Here is a 17,034-nt window from a genome sequence, read left to right on the forward strand (position 1 = left end):
ATCCAGGAAGACGCGGTACGATCGCCGATTACACTCCATGAAGAATAAATGACCTTACTCTATACATACCAAATGCTCTGCAATCTGCTCAATGACTTTTGTACTTTGAAGATATGTTCAAAGGTAAATAAACCGCAAATGTGCTACCTTTACCTAACTTACTTTGTACCTGTAGGCTACCTCCGTGTGCTTGCACAATTGCCCGCGCGATCGCAAGTCCTAACCCAGAGCCACCTGTATGACGCGAGCGATCGCTACTGACGCGATAAAAGCGGTCAAAAATTTTTTGTTGTGCTTGCCAAGAAATACCAATTCCGGTATCTTGCACTTGAATTACAGCATAGCGATCGCTACGGTCTAAACGCACAGTTATTACACCACCTGCAGGCGTGTATTGAATTGCATTATCAATTAAATTAGAGATTAAGCGATACAGTTTTTCTTCATCACCGATAATCTGCAACTGCTGATGCACTCTTAGTTCAGCATTTAGCTCAACTTCAGATGCGATCGCCCAAGCGGCTAATTCCTCAACTAAATCGTTGATAATATCATTGAGACAGCATTCGCGGCGGACTGATACGCGCTGTCGCTCTAAACGAGCTAGCAAAAGCAAATCTGTGACTAGAGTAGTTAACCGCCGATTCTGACGCTCAACAGTACGTAAAGTATCTCGTGCCTCTGATTCGGATAAAGTAGGCATTCCCAATACTGATTCTACAGTTGCTCCCAACGCAGCTAAGGGTGTTCGCAATTCATGCGCAGCATCTGCGGTAAATTGTTGAATTTGACTATAAGATTGGTAAATTGGTTGCATAGCTAATCCAGCCAACCACCAACTGGCACCGCCGACTAAAATCATGGCGATCGGCAACCCCAACAATAAAATGAACCTGACATTTGCCAGATAATCATCGATATCTTGTAAACTCCGCCCTACCTGCATATACCCCCAATTAAGGTTATTTCGGGTATGTAATGGTAACGAAATTTGGTGATAGCGATTTCCCTGCGGATCTTGCAGCGTTCGCCAAGTTACTCTCGCTGATGTCAGCGGTAATCCTTCAGGCTGAAACCCTGCTATTGCCACAACTTGTTCTGAAGTGTCGAGTAATCGAATATAGTAATCACCTTGATGAATCACGCCGAGAACGTGTTCTGTTCTTGGTTCTGGTAGTAGTTGTTGTGCTCTTAGATTTAACCGTCCAGGTTGCTGTAGTGTAGCTTCAATACTGTCGTGTAGCGTTCCGGCAACAGATTCAAGTTCGCGATCGAGCGTTTGCTGATGTGCATGATCGACTGCCTCATACAATCCCAAACCACAAACACTGAGGATAAAGCCCATAACAAGCGTATACCAGCCTGCCAATTGCCAACGAGTCCGCTGAAATAGTTTATTGTGATACATGGGTCGAGTTAAAACGATACCCAATACCATGTACAGTTTCGATAGAGCGATCGCTACCCGATTGAGCTAGCTTGCGTCGTAACAATCGGATTTGTGCAGCGACTACATTACTCACAGATTCTGCATTAACTTCCCATAATTGATTCCGAATTTGGTCACTAGTTACAATCTGATTAGGATGCTGCAAGAAATACTCTAACAATTGAAACTCTTTTGCTGTTAACACAATTACTTGCTGCGTTCCCAAGCTATCCTGCGCACAAACTGTATGAGTTTGATAGTCGAGAGTAAGATTGCCAACTTGCAGTTGTTGCGGTTGAATCTGAGGTACTCTCCGTTGCAATGCACGCAACCGTGCCAATAATTCTGCCATACCAAACGGCTTAACCAAATAATCATCAGCACCAGCATCTAATCCTGTAACTTTATCTTCCATCCGGTCTTTAGCTGTTAGTATCAACACTGGCAAAGAATTGTGTTGCTGTCGTAGCCGCTGACATAGTTCGATACCTGACATTCCTGGTAGCAACCAGTCAAAAATCGCTAGCGTGTACTGCGTCCAATTATCTAAATAGTGCCATGCCTCAACACCATCCAAAACCAAGTCAACGATATACTTTTCTCGATTCAAAGTGCGCTTAATCGCCCTTCCCAAATCCGGCTCATCTTCAACAAGCAACACTCTCATTGCAATTAACCCTTATCGCTTGAAAGCAAAACGACCATTAACTTTTTCACCATTAACCTCTGAAAGAATTGCAATTTTATACTCTCCAGACGCTTGTTCAGGCAGCATTGCTGTGTAGTGCTTACCCGCAGCATCATAATTCATATTAAGCGTTTTCGGATTACCATCAGGAAGTTGCACCTGAGCAGTGACATTCGCATCGGGTATTGGTTCATGGTTGTCGCCGCTTTGCAAATAGAAATCTAAATGCGTTCCATTAGGTTCTGCTGCATGAACAAACTCCAAATGATATGGTCCCGATTCAATTACTTGACCACCTGCTTGTGGTATTGCAGCATGAGTAGTATCGCCTTGTGGCATCGCATCAGCAGAATTGTTGACAGCAGCAGGGCTATTATCAGGATTTGCTACTTGATTGCTGTTGTTACAAGCACCTAAAAAAATCAGACCTAAGCTACCAATAACAACAAATTTTGTTTTCAAATTCTTCATAATAATTTCCTTAAACTCATCTACTACAAAAAGTCTAAAAATACTTACAAATAATCACTTGTTTCCTCTGCACCCTCTGCATCTGAAGTGGTTTATTAAACGCATTAAAATTCTTCATGCAACACAACTTTTTGCGGAACCAAAAACCTATTAAACTGTGCATATAAAGCAGGTAAAACTAATAAAGTCAATGCAGTAGAAGTAAACAATCCACCTAACACAACAACAGCCAAAGGTTGGAGTATTTCTTTACCCGCGCCACCACCAATAACTAGAGGAACCATACCTAAAGCCGAGGTAAGCGCCGTCATTAAAATTGCAACCAGTCGTTCCATTGAGCCTGTCAACAAAACTTTTTTAATTGGCATTCCTTGAGCTAATTTGCCATTATAATTTTCAACAAGCAACAATCCATTACGAGTCGCAATACCAGACAGCGTAATAAAACCTACCATAGATGCAATAGAAAGAACTCTACCACTCAAAGCAACCGCAAAAATTCCGCCGACTAAAGCTAAGGGAAGATTAATCATAATCATCAACATTGCTGTCATTGATTTAACAGCAAAATACATGAGTACAGCAATAAAAACCAGTGCTAACGTACCAAAGAAGAGTAAGTTTTGTGTCGCACGTTGTTCAGATTCAAATTGTCCGCCGTACTGAATAAAATAGCCAGCAGGTAGTTGAAGCTCGTTAATATTATTCCGAATATCTGCAATTACCGACCCTAAATCGCGACCAGACACATTTGCAGAAACAACAATTAAGCGTGAAACATTTTCTCGATTAATTGTATTTGGACCAGTACCGTAATTAATTTGAGCTACTTGAGCCAAAGGAATCTTTTGTCCATTTGGAGTATCAATTAATAAATTACGAATCGTGTCTAAATTGTTACGCGCATCGGCTTGTAACCACACTAATAAATCAAATAATTGTTGTTCTTGTAAAATTTGCGAAACAACGCGCCCATTCAACGCAGTTTCAATCACTGCTGATAATTGACCTACTGATAAACCGTAACGTGCAGCCGCAGCACGATCAAACTGAATTTGTAGTTGTTTAATCGGAACTTGTGGTTCGAGTTGCAAGTCTACGACGCCTGCAACATTGCGCATAGCGGCTTCAACTTCAGTACCAATGCTGCGTAATTGATTGAGTTGGGAACCAAAAATTTTTACCGCGATCGCACTCCGTACCCCAGATAATACTTCATCCATGCGATGCGAAATAAATCCGCCAATACTCGGAGCAACTCCTGGTAATTTGGCAAATTCTGCGCGGACTTTCTCTAGCGTGGCTTCGCGATCTCGCATTCCCTCATCGCTAATTTCGATATCGACGTGTCCAAAGTTGACACCACCCGCATCTGCATCCCCTGGCGCACGTCCGGCACGCAGTTGAATTGTTTCAAAGCGCGGATCGTCTTTGAGTGCAGCTTGAATTGCCATCCCAGCTTGATTTGTCGTTTCTAGAGAAGTCCCAGGATAAAGCACCATTGCATTCACCAGCGATCGCTCTTGAAACTCTGGTAAAAATACGCGTCCTAGGGAGGGGAGAACAATCATTGCGGCGATAAATGCAGCGATCGCCACCGTCAAAATCACACTAGGGACATTAATCGCAAACTTGAGTAACGGGCGATACAGTCGTTGTGCAATGCGAGAAATCCAAGTTTCTTCGGCAGGTAATTGCTGATGCGCTAGCAGAATTGCGCATAATGCAGGTGAAAGCGTCATTGCAACTAAAGTAGAAGCAAAAATTGATACTAAATACGCCACCCCCATTGGGGCAAAAATGCGTCCTTCAACTCCTGTCAATGTAAAAATTGGTGCAAAAACAACTGCAATAATTACTGTAGAAAACAACACGCTGACTCGTACTTCCACAGACGTGTCATACACAACTTGAAACGGATGCACAGGATTTCCAGCTAACTGATTTTTGCGCAGTCCCCGATAGGCATTTTCCATATCCACAATCGAGTCATCAACGACTGAACCGATCGCAACAGCTAATCCTCCTAGTGTCATCGTATTAATACCCTGCCCAAACAAGTTGAGAATCATCATGCCCACGAGTACAGAAAGCGGAATCGCACTCAGCGTAATTAACGCAGTACGCCAATTCATCAAAAACAGCAATAGGATAATTGAGACAATAATGATGCCGTCGCGTAACGCACCTTGCACATTAGCGATCGCATCATCGATAAAATTTTCCTGACGGAAAGTAACAGTTACACTCACATCTTGCGGTAAACTCGACTGAACTTCTGTCATGGCACTTTCAATCGCCTGTGTCACCGTAGGCGTGTCAGCTTGTGGCTGTTTGTTAATCGTCACAACAACAGCGCGTTGACCATTCAAACTACCATCACCGCGTTGCAGTGCAGCACCAATCTGCACATCAGCAATATCACTCAACAACACGGGTGTACCATTACGGGCAGTCACAACCGATCGCTGCAAGTCTTCCAGGGCTGTGATTCTACCAATACCGCGAATTAATAACTCTTGATCGGGAGTTACCAGAAAACCCCCCGCCGCATTTGTATTCGCCGCCGCTGCTGCTTCTGTCACTTCAGCTAACGTGACATTAAATGCTTGTAGTCGCGCTGAATCAACTAAAACTTGATATTGACGAATATCTCCACCGTAGACAATGACCTGCGAAACACCAGGAACTGCTAGTATCCGGTTTGTGATATCGCGATCGACAATTCGCCGTACCTCCATTAATGGTGTTGTTTCAGCAGTCAAAGCATACTGAAAAACTGTCCCAATGGGCGAAGCGCTCGGAGAAATTTGTGGCGGCTCAATGCCCTGTGGTAGCTTACTTTGTGCTTGCTGCAATCGTTCTGTCACGAGTTGACGCGCTTGATAAACATCAGTTCTCCAACCAAAAATGACTTTAACAACCGAAATACCCACAGCAGATGAAGAACGAACGGTTGTCACTCCAGGAGTTCCGTTAATTGCACTTTCAATCGGTAGTGTAATCAGCGCTTCAACTTCTTCAGGCGCGAGTCCTGGGGCTTCTGTTTGAATTTCGACTTGGGGCGGAGCAAAATCTGGAAATACATCTAATGGCATTTGTGTCAAGTTATAAATTCCTAACACAGTTACCGCGATCGCTCCTAAGACAACTAGCCAGCGTCGAACAATCGACCACTTGAGGATGGCATTTAACATATCAAAAGTCAGAAGGTTGCTTGAGGCTAGATTCTAGTTGCTCGTGAGGATTTGGCTCGTGATGGTTGTTGAAAGTAGCCAAGTCATTATTTATTGCTGCTGCATCAGCGAGTAACTGACGTTGAGAGCGGCGACTCGACCAAACACCCGCCATGAACGCTCCTGTAGCAATAACTGCACCTCCCCCGACTCCAACTAACCACCAAGGAAGAGGATTTTGAGTTTGCGATTGTGGTTGACTTGGGGTTTCGTCAGAAGTATCTGCTGTTGTCGTATTACCAGCACGTAAAGATTGGGCATACAGTTGTGGCGATCGCTGCGTCACAACTAAATCTCCCTCAAATAATCCGCTCTCAACTTCAACCATGTCACCAAAAGTTTCACCCAAGGTCACTTCAACGGGCAAATAAGCACTACCATTTTGAACATAAACGAGTGGCTGACCATTCGCCTCAACAACTGCGGTAGTGGGAATTGCTAATCGAGGTGTTGCAGTGCGATCGGTGAGGATTTCTAACTCAGTAAACATTCCTGGCTTAAGTTGTCCTTCAAGATTATCAAGTTCTGCTTGCACTGGTAGAACTCGCGTTTCTCCTGCTACAACTGAGCTAATGCGCGTAATTCGTCCGCTGAAGGTGCGATTAGGTAGCGCCGCCACTTTAGCATTAACACGCTGATTTGTTTGAATTTGAGCTAAATCTTTTTCATAGATATTTGCCGTAGCAAATACGCGACTGTTATTCATAATCGTCATCAGCTTACCACCAGCATCTTGAAACGATTGACCAAGCGTAACTTCGCGATCGACAACTGTACCGGATATAGGAGCAGTTACGGTGACTAATCCTTTAGCATTCGCTTGTGTACCAAGTTGTTGCAGTCTTGTTTGATAAGTCGCATTACTCAGATTGATGCGCGACTGCGCGACTTTAACTGCTGATTGAGCGCGTTTGAGTTGTGTCTCTGCTGCTAATACATCGCGGCGACTTGTTGCTTTTGTTAATTCAGCTTGCGCTTGCACTAGTTCGGTTTGCGATTCGAGGGCGTTGCGACGTGGTAGCGCACCTGCTGCGACTAACTCGCGATCGCGATTGTACTTTTCTTGCGCAAAGTTAACTTGACTGCGGGCTTGAGCAATTTCTGCTGCTGCGATCTGTGCATATTGCTGATAGTTTTGTTGCGCTAGGTTTAAATCGGCTTGCGCTTGCTGTAGATCTGCAATCCCCTCGGCTTGTTTTTCTTGAGATTCTACCCGCAGTTGGACTAATTCTGGACTGGAAATAATAGCAACTGCTTGCCCTTTTCTAACCGCATCACCAGGATTAACCAGCAATTCTACTACCGTGCTATTAAGCGGCGCTGTCACCTCAACTTTTTGGTTGGGTAAAGTTTCAATTTGTCCTGTCGTTTTAATTCCGATTGCTAACCTCTGACGCGTTACAGGTTCAACTTTGATACCGATGCGTTTGGCGGTTTCTGCATCAACTTGAATCTCACCAGGAGCTTGATTTGCTGTATTTCCCTCTCCAAATCCATGATCGTGTCCGCCATGCGGTAAAACTCTACTGGGAGTCGCGAGGAAGATCAAGCTGAATACTACTCCACAACACAATATTGTTGCTGGTTTGATATAGCAGCGAGGAAGCACATTATTTACCCCTACCCTTAACGGCTCAAGTTGAAGTTTAGTTACCTGCATCGGCATTTTTATGTATGGTGAGTAGCGGATTATGAAAGCCTTGAATGTTTAGCTTCTCATGCAAAAATGAAATTAGGATGAAATATTCTATTCTTGGTAATTTGTCAAAACGTCAGAGGGCTAAGCGGTTGAAACCGCAGCTACACATACAAAAACCTATCTTCATAGGTTTCTACGATCCTAATTTTTCATAGTCCACGGAGGTGGACTATGTTTGTTTAGCTAGCGAATTTATTCGCTAGGCTCTACAGAAGCTGTAGCCACCATTAACCCCCATACAACCCCAAAGCGAACTTTTGTAGTACGGGAAATTTTATATCCTGCGGATGTTAGTAAGGAATGAAACTCTGCTTGCGTGTAACACTGCTTGTAAGCAGAATCAAAAATTGGTAACACCCAGTCGCAGATTCTACACAGCAAGTAATCTTTGCACCAATCTAAAATGACCACGCGACCATGAGGCTTGAGAACGCGTTTCATTTCCAACAAAGCTGTGTTGGGTTTATCAAAATAGTGAAACGAACTAGCACACACGATCGCATCAAAACTGTTATCGGCAAAAGGTAACGCCGATGCAGGAGCAGTATAAAACGAAACATTAGGAACGTGGCATTTTTCACGAGCGATCGCGAGCATCTTCTCGGAAATATCGACCCCAACAATCTTTTGCTGAGAATTATCAGCTAGTAGTAGCCGTTCGAACTCTCCTGTTCCACAAGCAACATCAAGTACAGTTGCAGTTGGTGAAATATCTGCCCAAGATTGGAGAAATAATAATGTACTACTAACATAGCTACTCCAGCGTTGGTCATACGTCGCTGCCATTTGGTTATATTGCTGACGAACCTTAGTCTCAGTCATGCTAAATCTCCACGGTGCCATGAAAAAATTGCACTCTTCCTCCGACTGAAGTCGGCGCTACTGAAACAGAATTTTTATCAGTAATTCCACGTTGTTAAACTTTTTTTAGTAGCGAATTTATCAAGGAATTCTATTGGTTATACCAAGCTTGTTGCCACTGTTGCATCTGCTCGATTTCTGCTTCTTGTGAATTGATAATTTCTTGAGCCAAATTCCTAATTTCAGGTCGCTGAGATTTCTCTAAAGCATCTTGCGCCATGACTACAGCACCTTCGTGATGGGGAATCATCGCATTAATGAGACGTAGGTCAAATTCGTCATTAGCAACCCCTAGATCGCCATGCATCATCATGTTGTGCATCTGCTGTTGAGACATTGGTACAGTTTCGCCTGTTTGAGGATCGTAAGCAACTGGGGCGTCACTGGCTTGCGGATACCAAGCTTGTCGCCATTGCTGTACCTGTGCAATTTCCTGTTGTTGCGCTTCAATAATCTCTGTTGCTAGCTCTCTAATTTCTGCGCGTTGAGATTTTTCTAAAGCTTCTTGCGCCATTTCTACAGCACCTTGATGGTGGGGAATCATCGCATCAATAAACCGCAAATCGTAGTTCTCATCCGCAGGACCTAAATTTATTGCTATAGCATGGTTCATGCCATTATGTGTCATTCCCTCCATCTCATGAGTATTTGAGGCTGGTGTATTTGATACTTGCGTTTGAGTTGGCGGAACAGCTGCACACGATACAACTAATCCACTTGTTGCGGCGATCGCCATAATATTTAACGCAAAACGCTTTTTTAAAAGCATCTTTGAATTTTCACTCCTCAAAACAAACATTTTCATCTTATAATCTCTAGTCAACTAGAGAGTCAAGGACAGAGGCGCTTTGCGCGATCGCACTATACCCCACTTAGTTTGCTCTGTAAAAATGAAATAAAGATGAAATTGCGATTCAAGGAATTAAGTAAAGAGTGGCTAGTGACTAGGGCGTGAGTTTTGAATCCTCAAGAGATTTGAGTTCTCAGTTTTGTTAGCGTAGCGGTGCGTTAGCACGTTTTGAATTGAAGACAATAACTCATAACTCTCTTAAGCTCAACACTTCACGACTCCTCGTCTTTCCCAACTCATGACTGACTAACCGGAATTGTAAAATAAAACTGACTTCCCTGATTTTTACCTGCGGACTCAGCCCAAATTTGTCCTCCCAAACCTTGAACAATCTGGCGACAAATTGCGAGTCCTAGCCCTGTTCCACTGGAGATGCGTCGGAGATATTCTTCTTCTTGCGAGAAACGCGTGAATATGGCTTCTAACTGACTTGGTTCAATACCTCGTCCGGTGTCAGCAATACAAACCTCAATCATAGAAGTGCGCTTAGATGCTAGCTTATTTTTTAGCGATCGCGCCTTGATTGTGACTTTACCATCAGGTGCAAACTTCAAAGCATTATCAATTAATTTAGTCAAAACTTGAACCAGTCCTTCACCATCTGCCAAAACAAGAGGTAATTTTGATGGTAGATTGACAGCTATACGAGCCAAATCTTGTGGCGACCACCAAGCCTTGAGACTATTCAGCGCTAAATTAAGACATTCCTGTAAGGAAATTGGTTCTAATTGCCAGTGAATCTGTCCACTTTCTAAGCGAGAAAGTGTAATAAAATCTTGAGTGAGCTTCCGCAAACGCTCAGCATCAGCCAAAGCAGTTTGCAGCATGACTTGCTGCATTTCTAAAGTCATTTCCGGCTCAGTTGCTAAAGTTTCCAAACAAATTTGGATTGTAGACAAAGGAGTACGCAATTCATGACCAACAATCGCAATTAAGTTACTGCGAGTGCGTTCTAATGCGGCTAATTGATTATTAAGTTCTTCGAGGCGGATATATGCTTGCGCTTGAATTAAAGCAACACCGACTTGATTTGCGATCGCTTCTACTAAAGCAATATCTTGCTCTTGCCAAATATAAGGTTCTGCACCTGTGTGATGAATTTCCAACATCCCAAGTAGCGTTTCTTGGTAAATTACAGGAACGAGTAACCACGAGCGAATCCTAGAACGTGATAGTAGAGTTGTTAAAGCCGGATTAGCTTGTAAGCTAGGAAGTTTGGTTACGTCTGTAACAGCGATCGCTTTTTCAGTTGCTACAGCAGCTTGAAACAAGGGATTATCGACTAAAAGCCAAGTTTCTCCTTTCAACGCCGTCATTCCAGGCGCTAGCGCTTCGTACTCAATCGTGACATCTTGATAAATGCGATCGCAACGATAAAGTAGACAGCGACAATGCTCAAAAGTTCGCCCTAGTTCCTGTACAGCTGTCGTCAGAATCTCGTGTAAATTCAACGAACGGCGAATTGCAGTAGTGATTGAGTTAACGAGGCGTTCTTGGCGTTCTTGCGTTGCGATCGTGCGATAAGCTTTCAACAAGCGATACTGACTTGCTTGCAAATGAGTCACTAAGCGTTCAGTAAATGTTACAGCGTCGATACTTCCTCGTCCCACTGAGGTCATCAGCCCAATTGCATTTAAACCAAACCTTATTCGCGCTTGTTGTATTTTCTGGGCTAACTCTGGTCGATAAACTAAAATTCTCGCAAGTAACAGATGGGCGACTTGACAGCTAACTTGGCGATCAAACGTCCAAATTCCCTCAAACTGTCGTGCCTGATCGATGACTGGAGGTGCGTCTGGAGTAAAATGCTCTTGACAAATTAAGCAAGCAGTGTATTCTTGCCCAACAACAACTAAATGCCACTCATTCACTAGCTGATCGCGATGATCAAAAGGAATTGTTTCGTAAGGTTCGGCTGCAGATGCAAAGTTAGACTCTGGTGTAGCCAAAACATAGACATGATCTGTGCGTTGTGCAATTTGCTGATAGCGTCTTGTTTCGGTGCGATAAAAGCGTTCGCGTTGAAAATTGGCGATGACTAACGGTCTATCTTTCCCATTGAGTACTAAATCTTCGATCGCATGCGATAGCGCCGTTAAGGAAGACTTAAAATACCTTTGAGGGTGTAAGTCAGGTCGGGCTTGAAGTAACTCCTGGAGTGGAGAATGCAAAATCCTCATCACCAATCTACGTAAAACCTAATCTGTAATGTCCCTCAGCCCAAATTGTGAGGGATAAGTTAAATTATCTCTCCAGATCCTTCATGAACCTGCAAGTGCGAACAAAGAATTTTATCTGATAAAGTCGCATTAACAAGCTTACTGGTGTGGATTTCTAACTCAGCTTCTGGTGGTGCTGTAAACAAAAGTCTTTGTCCAGGAAAAACAGTTCGTTCAAAGTACCAGCTAGGGATGTTAGAAATGCGGGTAATCTGCAACAGACTAGTATGATTGACGTAGCAACACAAGATTTGGCGATCGCATTCAGTTGTTGGAGCACTTTGAGTCATAGTATCAATCCTTACTCAGTTTTACTGCTAATTTGCAAGTAAGTCTCCACTTAAGTTTGCCCCATTTAGAATGGTTTGGCTCAAATCTGCACCACTAATATCTACTAATCTAAGTTCTGCATATCGCAGATCAGCCCCTTTTAACTTGGCTTTGGTTAATTTTGTACGTGTTAACTGAGCTAGCCGCAAATCTGCTTTAATGAGTAGCGCTTCGCTCAAATCTACTTCACCGAGGTTTGCCTTAATTAAAATTGATTTACTCAGATTTGCTTTATTTAATGTTGCTTGAGTTAAGTCAGCCCTCCACAAAATTGCTCCAACTAAGTTTGCGGAACTCAGCTTTACTCGTCTTAAGTTGGCAGCAGTCAAGTTGGCTCGCGCTAAGTCTGCGCCCCAAAGAATTGCACCTTGTAAATTAACTTCACTTAAGTTAACTCCCCGCAGATTGGCAAAGCTAAAATCTCTCTCTCCTGCTGCATATCGCCGATTCAGTTCATCAGCATCCATACGACTTCTTTGTCAAACTTATATGAGTTTAAGAGAGTTATGAGTCGTGAAGTGTTGAGTTATGAGTTAAGAAAATTCACTCATTCAAAACTCAAAATAATTGCCTCCGCACCTTTGTTCGCGAACAATTCAAAACGTGCTAAGGCACCGCTACGCTAACAAAACTCAAAACTCTTTAGGATTCAACACTCTAGTTTTATCGAGGGCGTAAACTTAGCAGTTCCTGTGGAGACGCCAGCATATCAATTGCGACGAAGAATATCTTGCCTTGGGGATTGAGTAAAAACCGCCAACCGATATTCATTCCTACATTGACACCAAACCAAGGCGTTTGAACTACTCCAGTAACTTTTAATTGCTTAGAACCATCGGGTAAAGTCTCTGATATACCTTGTTGTGGCATCAGGTTTAGTCCTTGGGCTTCCGAACGCATATATTTTGCGATCGCATCTGGTCCTACAATTGGCTTTTGAAAGGGTGGTTGCAAAGCACCATCAGGAGTAAACAGTGCAAGTGCAGCCTCAAAGTCATCAGCGTTCAGCGCAGCAAAATAGTTGAGAACTGTAGAATCTGTAATTCCTTCAACTTTAAGTTTTGTCGGTGCAGGTTCAGTCCGTGGGAACATCGGCTCATCGGCTGTTTCTGTGGGACTAGGTGCTACAGCATCTTCAAATCCCATATCTACTACAGCATTACGTAATACTGTAATTTGTTCGCCTGGATCGAGTTTCTGAATTGCTGCAAGTACTGCTTTGACACCAGGAGTCATTTGATAGTCTGGGGGGATAGGAGCAACAACTCCTTGCTTCATCAGTTCACCAAGCTCATACCAAAAAGCCAGCTTAGTATTCACGCTGAAGAACCCATAAGAACGACTTAATGGCGTGTTCGCACGGCTAGCCAAATCGCGCATGAATTGAGTCTGATCAGCAGCTGACATCTGCTTAACTTGATTGAGCAAACCCTCTGCGAGTTGTAAGCGGGCTGCACCTACTGCGGCAGGAGTAATTGTCCGCCCCATCTCGGTGTAAGCATACCAGAGTAGTGCCAATTTATCATCAACGTTAAGTTGCTCGAATAGCGCGATCGTTGCCGGAATTGGGCTTGGTACTTGTGTATCGGTGAAGATAGTTTGTGCTGATTCGAGCGTATAAGTCATGGTTGGAAGCTCCAATGGTATTTTTTAAGTTTTTGCTGGCAATATTTAGAGACGTTAAATCTAGGAGAGGTTAGCAAAAAAACCTATTAAGCCGTGTCCAGTGAATACTTCCAACGCTATTAGTGACACAAACCCAATCATTGCTAAGCGACCGTTAAGCATTTCAGCATAAGGAGTAAAGCCAGTTTGGCTTTCTTGTACATACATCTTGGGTTCAATTGCAAAGGTGTTTGCTAAACCTCGGTCATCAATAACGTACTGGCGTGCGCTCATAAAATTCTCCTAATGCATTTGTCTTTATGTAAATGAATGTAACAGAATATCTTAAGTTTTGTAAAGTTATTTAGAAAAAATGTTACACAAATTGCGGAAAAGAACTTTTCGCATACCCCTTGACTCTCTAGTTGAGTAGAGAGTTTACCATGTAGTCATAGCAAAACGGTTTGACCTACCGTAAACCGTCAGATAGTGCCTTTGGCAAAGAAAGGAGCAATATGCTCAAAAAATCAATACTTTACGGGCTTGTAGGTGTACTTGCAGGTAGTGCAATTCCAGCTTTGATCGTCAGTGGTAGAGCAAATAGCCAAGCACTGCAATCTTCTCCTTGCAATATGACAACCATGCATAGCGCGATGGCTGGGAGACAACAAGGGCACTTCATCGAAATGATGATTCCGCACCACCAAGAAGCAGTAGATATGGCAGAGTTAGCACTGACAAAAGCTCAACGTCCTGAAATTAGAAAGTTGGCTGAAAGTATTAAAACCGAGCAAACGCGAGAAATTGAGCAGATGCGATCGTGGTACAAAAAGTGGTATGGCACCGAAGTACCTGCAACCTCGATGACTGGCATGAGAATGCAGGGAATGGCGATGCGATCGCCCATGATGAGCATGGATATGGAATCTCTGAGAACTGCATCTGACTTCGATCGAGAATTCATTCGTCAGATGATTCCGCATCATCGATCAGCAATCATGATGGCGCGAATGGTTGCCAACCGAGCAGAACGTCCAGAAATTCGTAACTTGGCGCAAACAATTATTCAGTCGCAATCCGCTGAAATTAACCAAATGCAGCAATGGTATCAAACCTGGTATCAGTAGATTTTTCATGCATCCTTAAACCTATGACACTCACACTGAAAGTTCCTAAAATGGCTTGTTCAGCTTGCGTAAATACAATTACCAAAGCAATTAAGTCAGTAGATGCCAACGCTACAGTTCAAGCCGAGCCAAAAACTAAACTTGTCAACGTCGAAACTCAAGCATCAGAAACCGTAGTTAAAGAAGCTTTAGCATCTGTCGGATATCCCACTGCTTAATCTAATCTAGAGGATTCTCTCATGGAGACACTCACACTAAAACTCAGAGGTATGAGTTGTGCCTCTTGTGCTAACAACATTGAAGAAGCCATTCGCGCAGTTCCAGGGGTAACTGAGTGTAACGTCAACTTTGGTGCAGAACAAGCCGCAGTCACATACAACCCCGACAAAACTAACATTGAAAAAATTCAAGCTGCGATTGATGAAGCAGGATATTCGTCATACTCACTCCAAAACCAAGAAATGGTAAACGGAGAAGACGATGCAGAAAAAGCCGCACGGCTAGCCGAATCAAAAAAACTAAAGCGTAAGCTGTGGGTAGGAGCTGTTATCAGTATCATCCTCGTGATTGGTGGATTACCAATGATGACGGGGCTACATATACCTTGGATTCCTGCATGGCTACACAATCCTTGGTTTCAACTTGTGTTGACGACTCCGATTCAATTTTGGAGTGGAGAATCCTTTTACCAAGGAGCTTGGAAAGCGTTTAAACGCCACACAGCTACGATGGATACGCTAGTAGCACTGGGTACAAGTGCAGCTTATTTCTATTCACTAGTTCCGACGTTTTTCCCGAACTTCTTTCTCGCGCAAGGGCTTGAACCAGCAGTTTATTATGAAATTTCTGCGGTTGTGATTACGCTGATTTTGCTAGGGCGGTTGCTGGAAAATCGGGCTAAGGGTCAAACTTCAGAAGCAATTCGCAAACTTATTGGATTACAAGCGCGAGATGCGAGAGTGATTCGTGACGGACAACAAATGGATATTCCAATCCAGGAAGTCAGGATTGATGATGTTATCTTGGTGCGTCCTGGAGAAAAAATTCCGGTTGATGGTGAAGTGATTGAAGGCGCTTCTACGGTTGATGAAGCGATGGTAACGGGTGAAAGTGTCCCTGTGAAGAAGCAACCAGGGGACGAAGTTATTGGCGCAACGATTAACAAAACTGGTAGTTTTAAGTTTCGTGCAACGCGCGTTGGTAAAGATACTTTTCTGGCGCAAATTGTGAAGCTTGTACAACAAGCACAAGGCTCTAAAGCTCCGATTCAGCAACTTGCCGATCGCGTCACGGGATGGTTCGTACCAGCAGTTATTGCGGTGGCGATCGCAACGTTTATCATTTGGTTTAACTTCTTAGGCAACTTAACACTCGCAACAATTACAACGATTGGCGTGTTGATTATTGCCTGTCCCTGTGCTTTGGGCTTAGCAACTCCTACCTCTATTATGGTCGGAACAGGTAAAGGTGCAGAAAATGGCATTTTAGTCAAGGGTGCAGAAAGTTTAGAACTCGCGCACAAAATTCAAACGATTGTTTTAGACAAAACGGGGACAATTACTGAAGGTAAACCCACGGTGACAGATTTTGTGACTGTCAACGGTACAGCCAATCGTAATGAATTAAAACTCATCCAGCTAGCAGCATCAGTAGAACGTAACTCAGAACATCCCCTAGCAGAAGCTGTAGTGAGGTATGCACAAGCGCAACAAGTCGATCTTGCACAAGTGAAAGATTTTGAGGCGATCGCTGGTAGTGGCGTTCAAGGAATTGTGAGCGATCGCTTAGTGCAAATTGGTACGCAGCGCTGGATGGAAGAATTAGGCGTTGATACCCGCGCCCTTGTAGAACGGAAAACAACATTAGAAGTTGCCGGAAAAACTGCGGTTTGGATTGCAGTTAATGGCAAAATGCAAGGACTTATGGGTATTGCAGATGCGCTCAAACCATCTTCGGCAGAAGCTGTCAGGGCATTACAACGATTAGGATTAGAAGTCGTCATGCTCACTGGCGATAACCGTGCAACCGCAGAAGCGATCGCAACTCAAGTCGGAATTGATCGCGTTTTTGCTGAAGTGCGTCCCGACCAAAAAGCGGCAATTGTTCAATCATTGCAAAGGGAACGAGGTAGACATTCAAAATCCAAGACAGTTGCAATGGTAGGTGATGGTATCAACGATGCACCAGCATTAGCCCAAGCTGATGTCGGAATTGCCATTGGTACGGGAACTGATGTGGCGATCGCGGCTAGCGATATTACTTTAATCTCTGGCGAACTACAAGGAATTATTACAGCAATTCAACTCAGTCATGCCACGATCCGCAACATCCGTCAGAACCTTTTCTTCGCCTTTATCTACAACGTTGCTGGTATTCCCATTGCAGCGGGAATTCTCTTTCCTATCTTTGGCTGGTTACTCAATCCGATTATCGCTGGAGCAGCTATGGCATTTAGTTCTGTATCTGTTGTTACTAATGCTCTGCGTTTACGTAACTTTCAGCCCAAAGCAACTACATAA

15 protein-coding genes are annotated in these 17,034 nt (G+C 43.6%); 3 read left to right on the top strand and 12 right to left on the bottom strand.

Annotated features, from left to right (window positions below; all coding sequences use genetic code 11):
- Positions 1-88 precede the first annotated feature (88 nt).
- The 12 genes from rppB to IQ230_RS14520 form a co-directional block, all read right to left on the bottom strand.
- Positions 89-1,408: a two-component system sensor histidine kinase RppB gene (gene rppB / locus IQ230_RS14465; RefSeq protein WP_193932666.1), complete on the bottom strand. Its 1,320-nt coding sequence runs from the start codon at positions 1,406-1,408 to the stop codon at positions 89-91.
- A complete protein-coding gene (gene rppA / locus IQ230_RS14470; RefSeq protein WP_193932667.1) occupies positions 1,395-2,096 on the bottom strand; it encodes a two-component system response regulator RppA in 702 nt (233 codons plus the stop codon). Before rppA ends, rppB begins: the two co-directional genes overlap by 14 nt.
- Positions 2,097-2,108: 12 nt before the next feature.
- Positions 2,109-2,588 carry a hypothetical protein gene (locus IQ230_RS14475; RefSeq protein WP_193932668.1) on the bottom strand — a complete coding sequence of 160 codons (480 nt, stop codon included), beginning with the start codon at positions 2,586-2,588 and terminating at the stop codon, positions 2,109-2,111.
- A gap of 104 nt (positions 2,589-2,692) precedes the next feature.
- Positions 2,693-5,785, bottom strand: coding sequence for an efflux RND transporter permease subunit (locus IQ230_RS14480; protein ID WP_193932669.1), 3,093 nt, complete (start codon positions 5,783-5,785; stop codon positions 2,693-2,695).
- 1 nt (position 5,786) lies between these two features.
- Complete coding sequence (locus IQ230_RS14485; protein WP_193932670.1) at positions 5,787-7,484, bottom strand: efflux RND transporter periplasmic adaptor subunit; 1,698 nt, start codon at positions 7,482-7,484, stop codon at positions 5,787-5,789.
- 231 nt (positions 7,485-7,715) lie between these two features.
- A complete protein-coding gene (locus tag IQ230_RS14490; RefSeq protein ID WP_193932671.1) occupies positions 7,716-8,345 on the bottom strand; it encodes a class I SAM-dependent methyltransferase in 630 nt (209 codons plus the stop codon).
- Positions 8,346-8,475: 130 nt separating this feature from the next.
- Positions 8,476-9,153 carry a DUF305 domain-containing protein gene (locus IQ230_RS14495; protein WP_193932672.1) on the bottom strand — a complete coding sequence of 226 codons (678 nt, stop codon included), beginning with the start codon at positions 9,151-9,153 and terminating at the stop codon, positions 8,476-8,478.
- 317 nt (positions 9,154-9,470) lie between these two features.
- Positions 9,471-11,414 (bottom strand): DICT sensory domain-containing protein, encoded by a 1,944-nt coding sequence (locus tag IQ230_RS14500; protein WP_193932673.1) that lies wholly within the window; start codon positions 11,412-11,414, stop codon positions 9,471-9,473.
- Between the two features lie 59 nt (positions 11,415-11,473).
- Positions 11,474-11,743, bottom strand: coding sequence for a DUF1830 domain-containing protein (locus tag IQ230_RS14505; RefSeq protein WP_193932674.1), 270 nt, complete (start codon positions 11,741-11,743; stop codon positions 11,474-11,476).
- A 27-nt stretch (positions 11,744-11,770) separates the two neighbouring features.
- Entirely contained in the window at positions 11,771-12,250 is a 480-nt protein-coding gene (locus tag IQ230_RS14510; RefSeq protein ID WP_193932675.1) for a pentapeptide repeat-containing protein, read from the bottom strand.
- 196 nt (positions 12,251-12,446) lie between these two features.
- A complete protein-coding gene (locus IQ230_RS14515) occupies positions 12,447-13,409 on the bottom strand; it encodes an orange carotenoid protein N-terminal domain-containing protein (protein WP_193932676.1) in 963 nt (320 codons plus the stop codon).
- Positions 13,410-13,469: 60 nt separating this feature from the next.
- On the bottom strand, positions 13,470-13,682 hold the full coding sequence (locus tag IQ230_RS14520) for a chlorophyll a/b-binding protein (RefSeq protein WP_193932677.1): 213 nt from the start codon (positions 13,680-13,682) through the stop codon (positions 13,470-13,472).
- Between the two features lie 170 nt (positions 13,683-13,852).
- Here IQ230_RS14520 and IQ230_RS14525 point away from each other — a divergent pair, with 170 nt between their 5' ends.
- Genes IQ230_RS14525 through IQ230_RS14535 form a run of 3 tightly spaced genes read left to right on the top strand, consistent with a single transcriptional unit; the run spans position 13,853 to position 17,034 of the window.
- Positions 13,853-14,515 carry a DUF305 domain-containing protein gene (locus IQ230_RS14525; protein ID WP_228054940.1) on the top strand — a complete coding sequence of 221 codons (663 nt, stop codon included), beginning with the start codon at positions 13,853-13,855 and terminating at the stop codon, positions 14,513-14,515.
- Between the two features lie 23 nt (positions 14,516-14,538).
- Positions 14,539-14,733 (top strand): heavy-metal-associated domain-containing protein, encoded by a 195-nt coding sequence (locus IQ230_RS14530; RefSeq protein WP_193932679.1) that lies wholly within the window; start codon positions 14,539-14,541, stop codon positions 14,731-14,733.
- A gap of 21 nt (positions 14,734-14,754) precedes the next feature.
- Positions 14,755-17,034: a heavy metal translocating P-type ATPase gene (locus IQ230_RS14535; protein ID WP_193932680.1), complete on the top strand. Its 2,280-nt coding sequence runs from the start codon at positions 14,755-14,757 to the stop codon at positions 17,032-17,034.

It is taken from the genome of Gloeocapsopsis crepidinum LEGE 06123 (genome assembly GCF_015207655.1).
GTDB lineage: Bacteria > Cyanobacteriota > Cyanobacteriia > Cyanobacteriales > Chroococcidiopsidaceae > Gloeocapsopsis > Gloeocapsopsis crepidinum.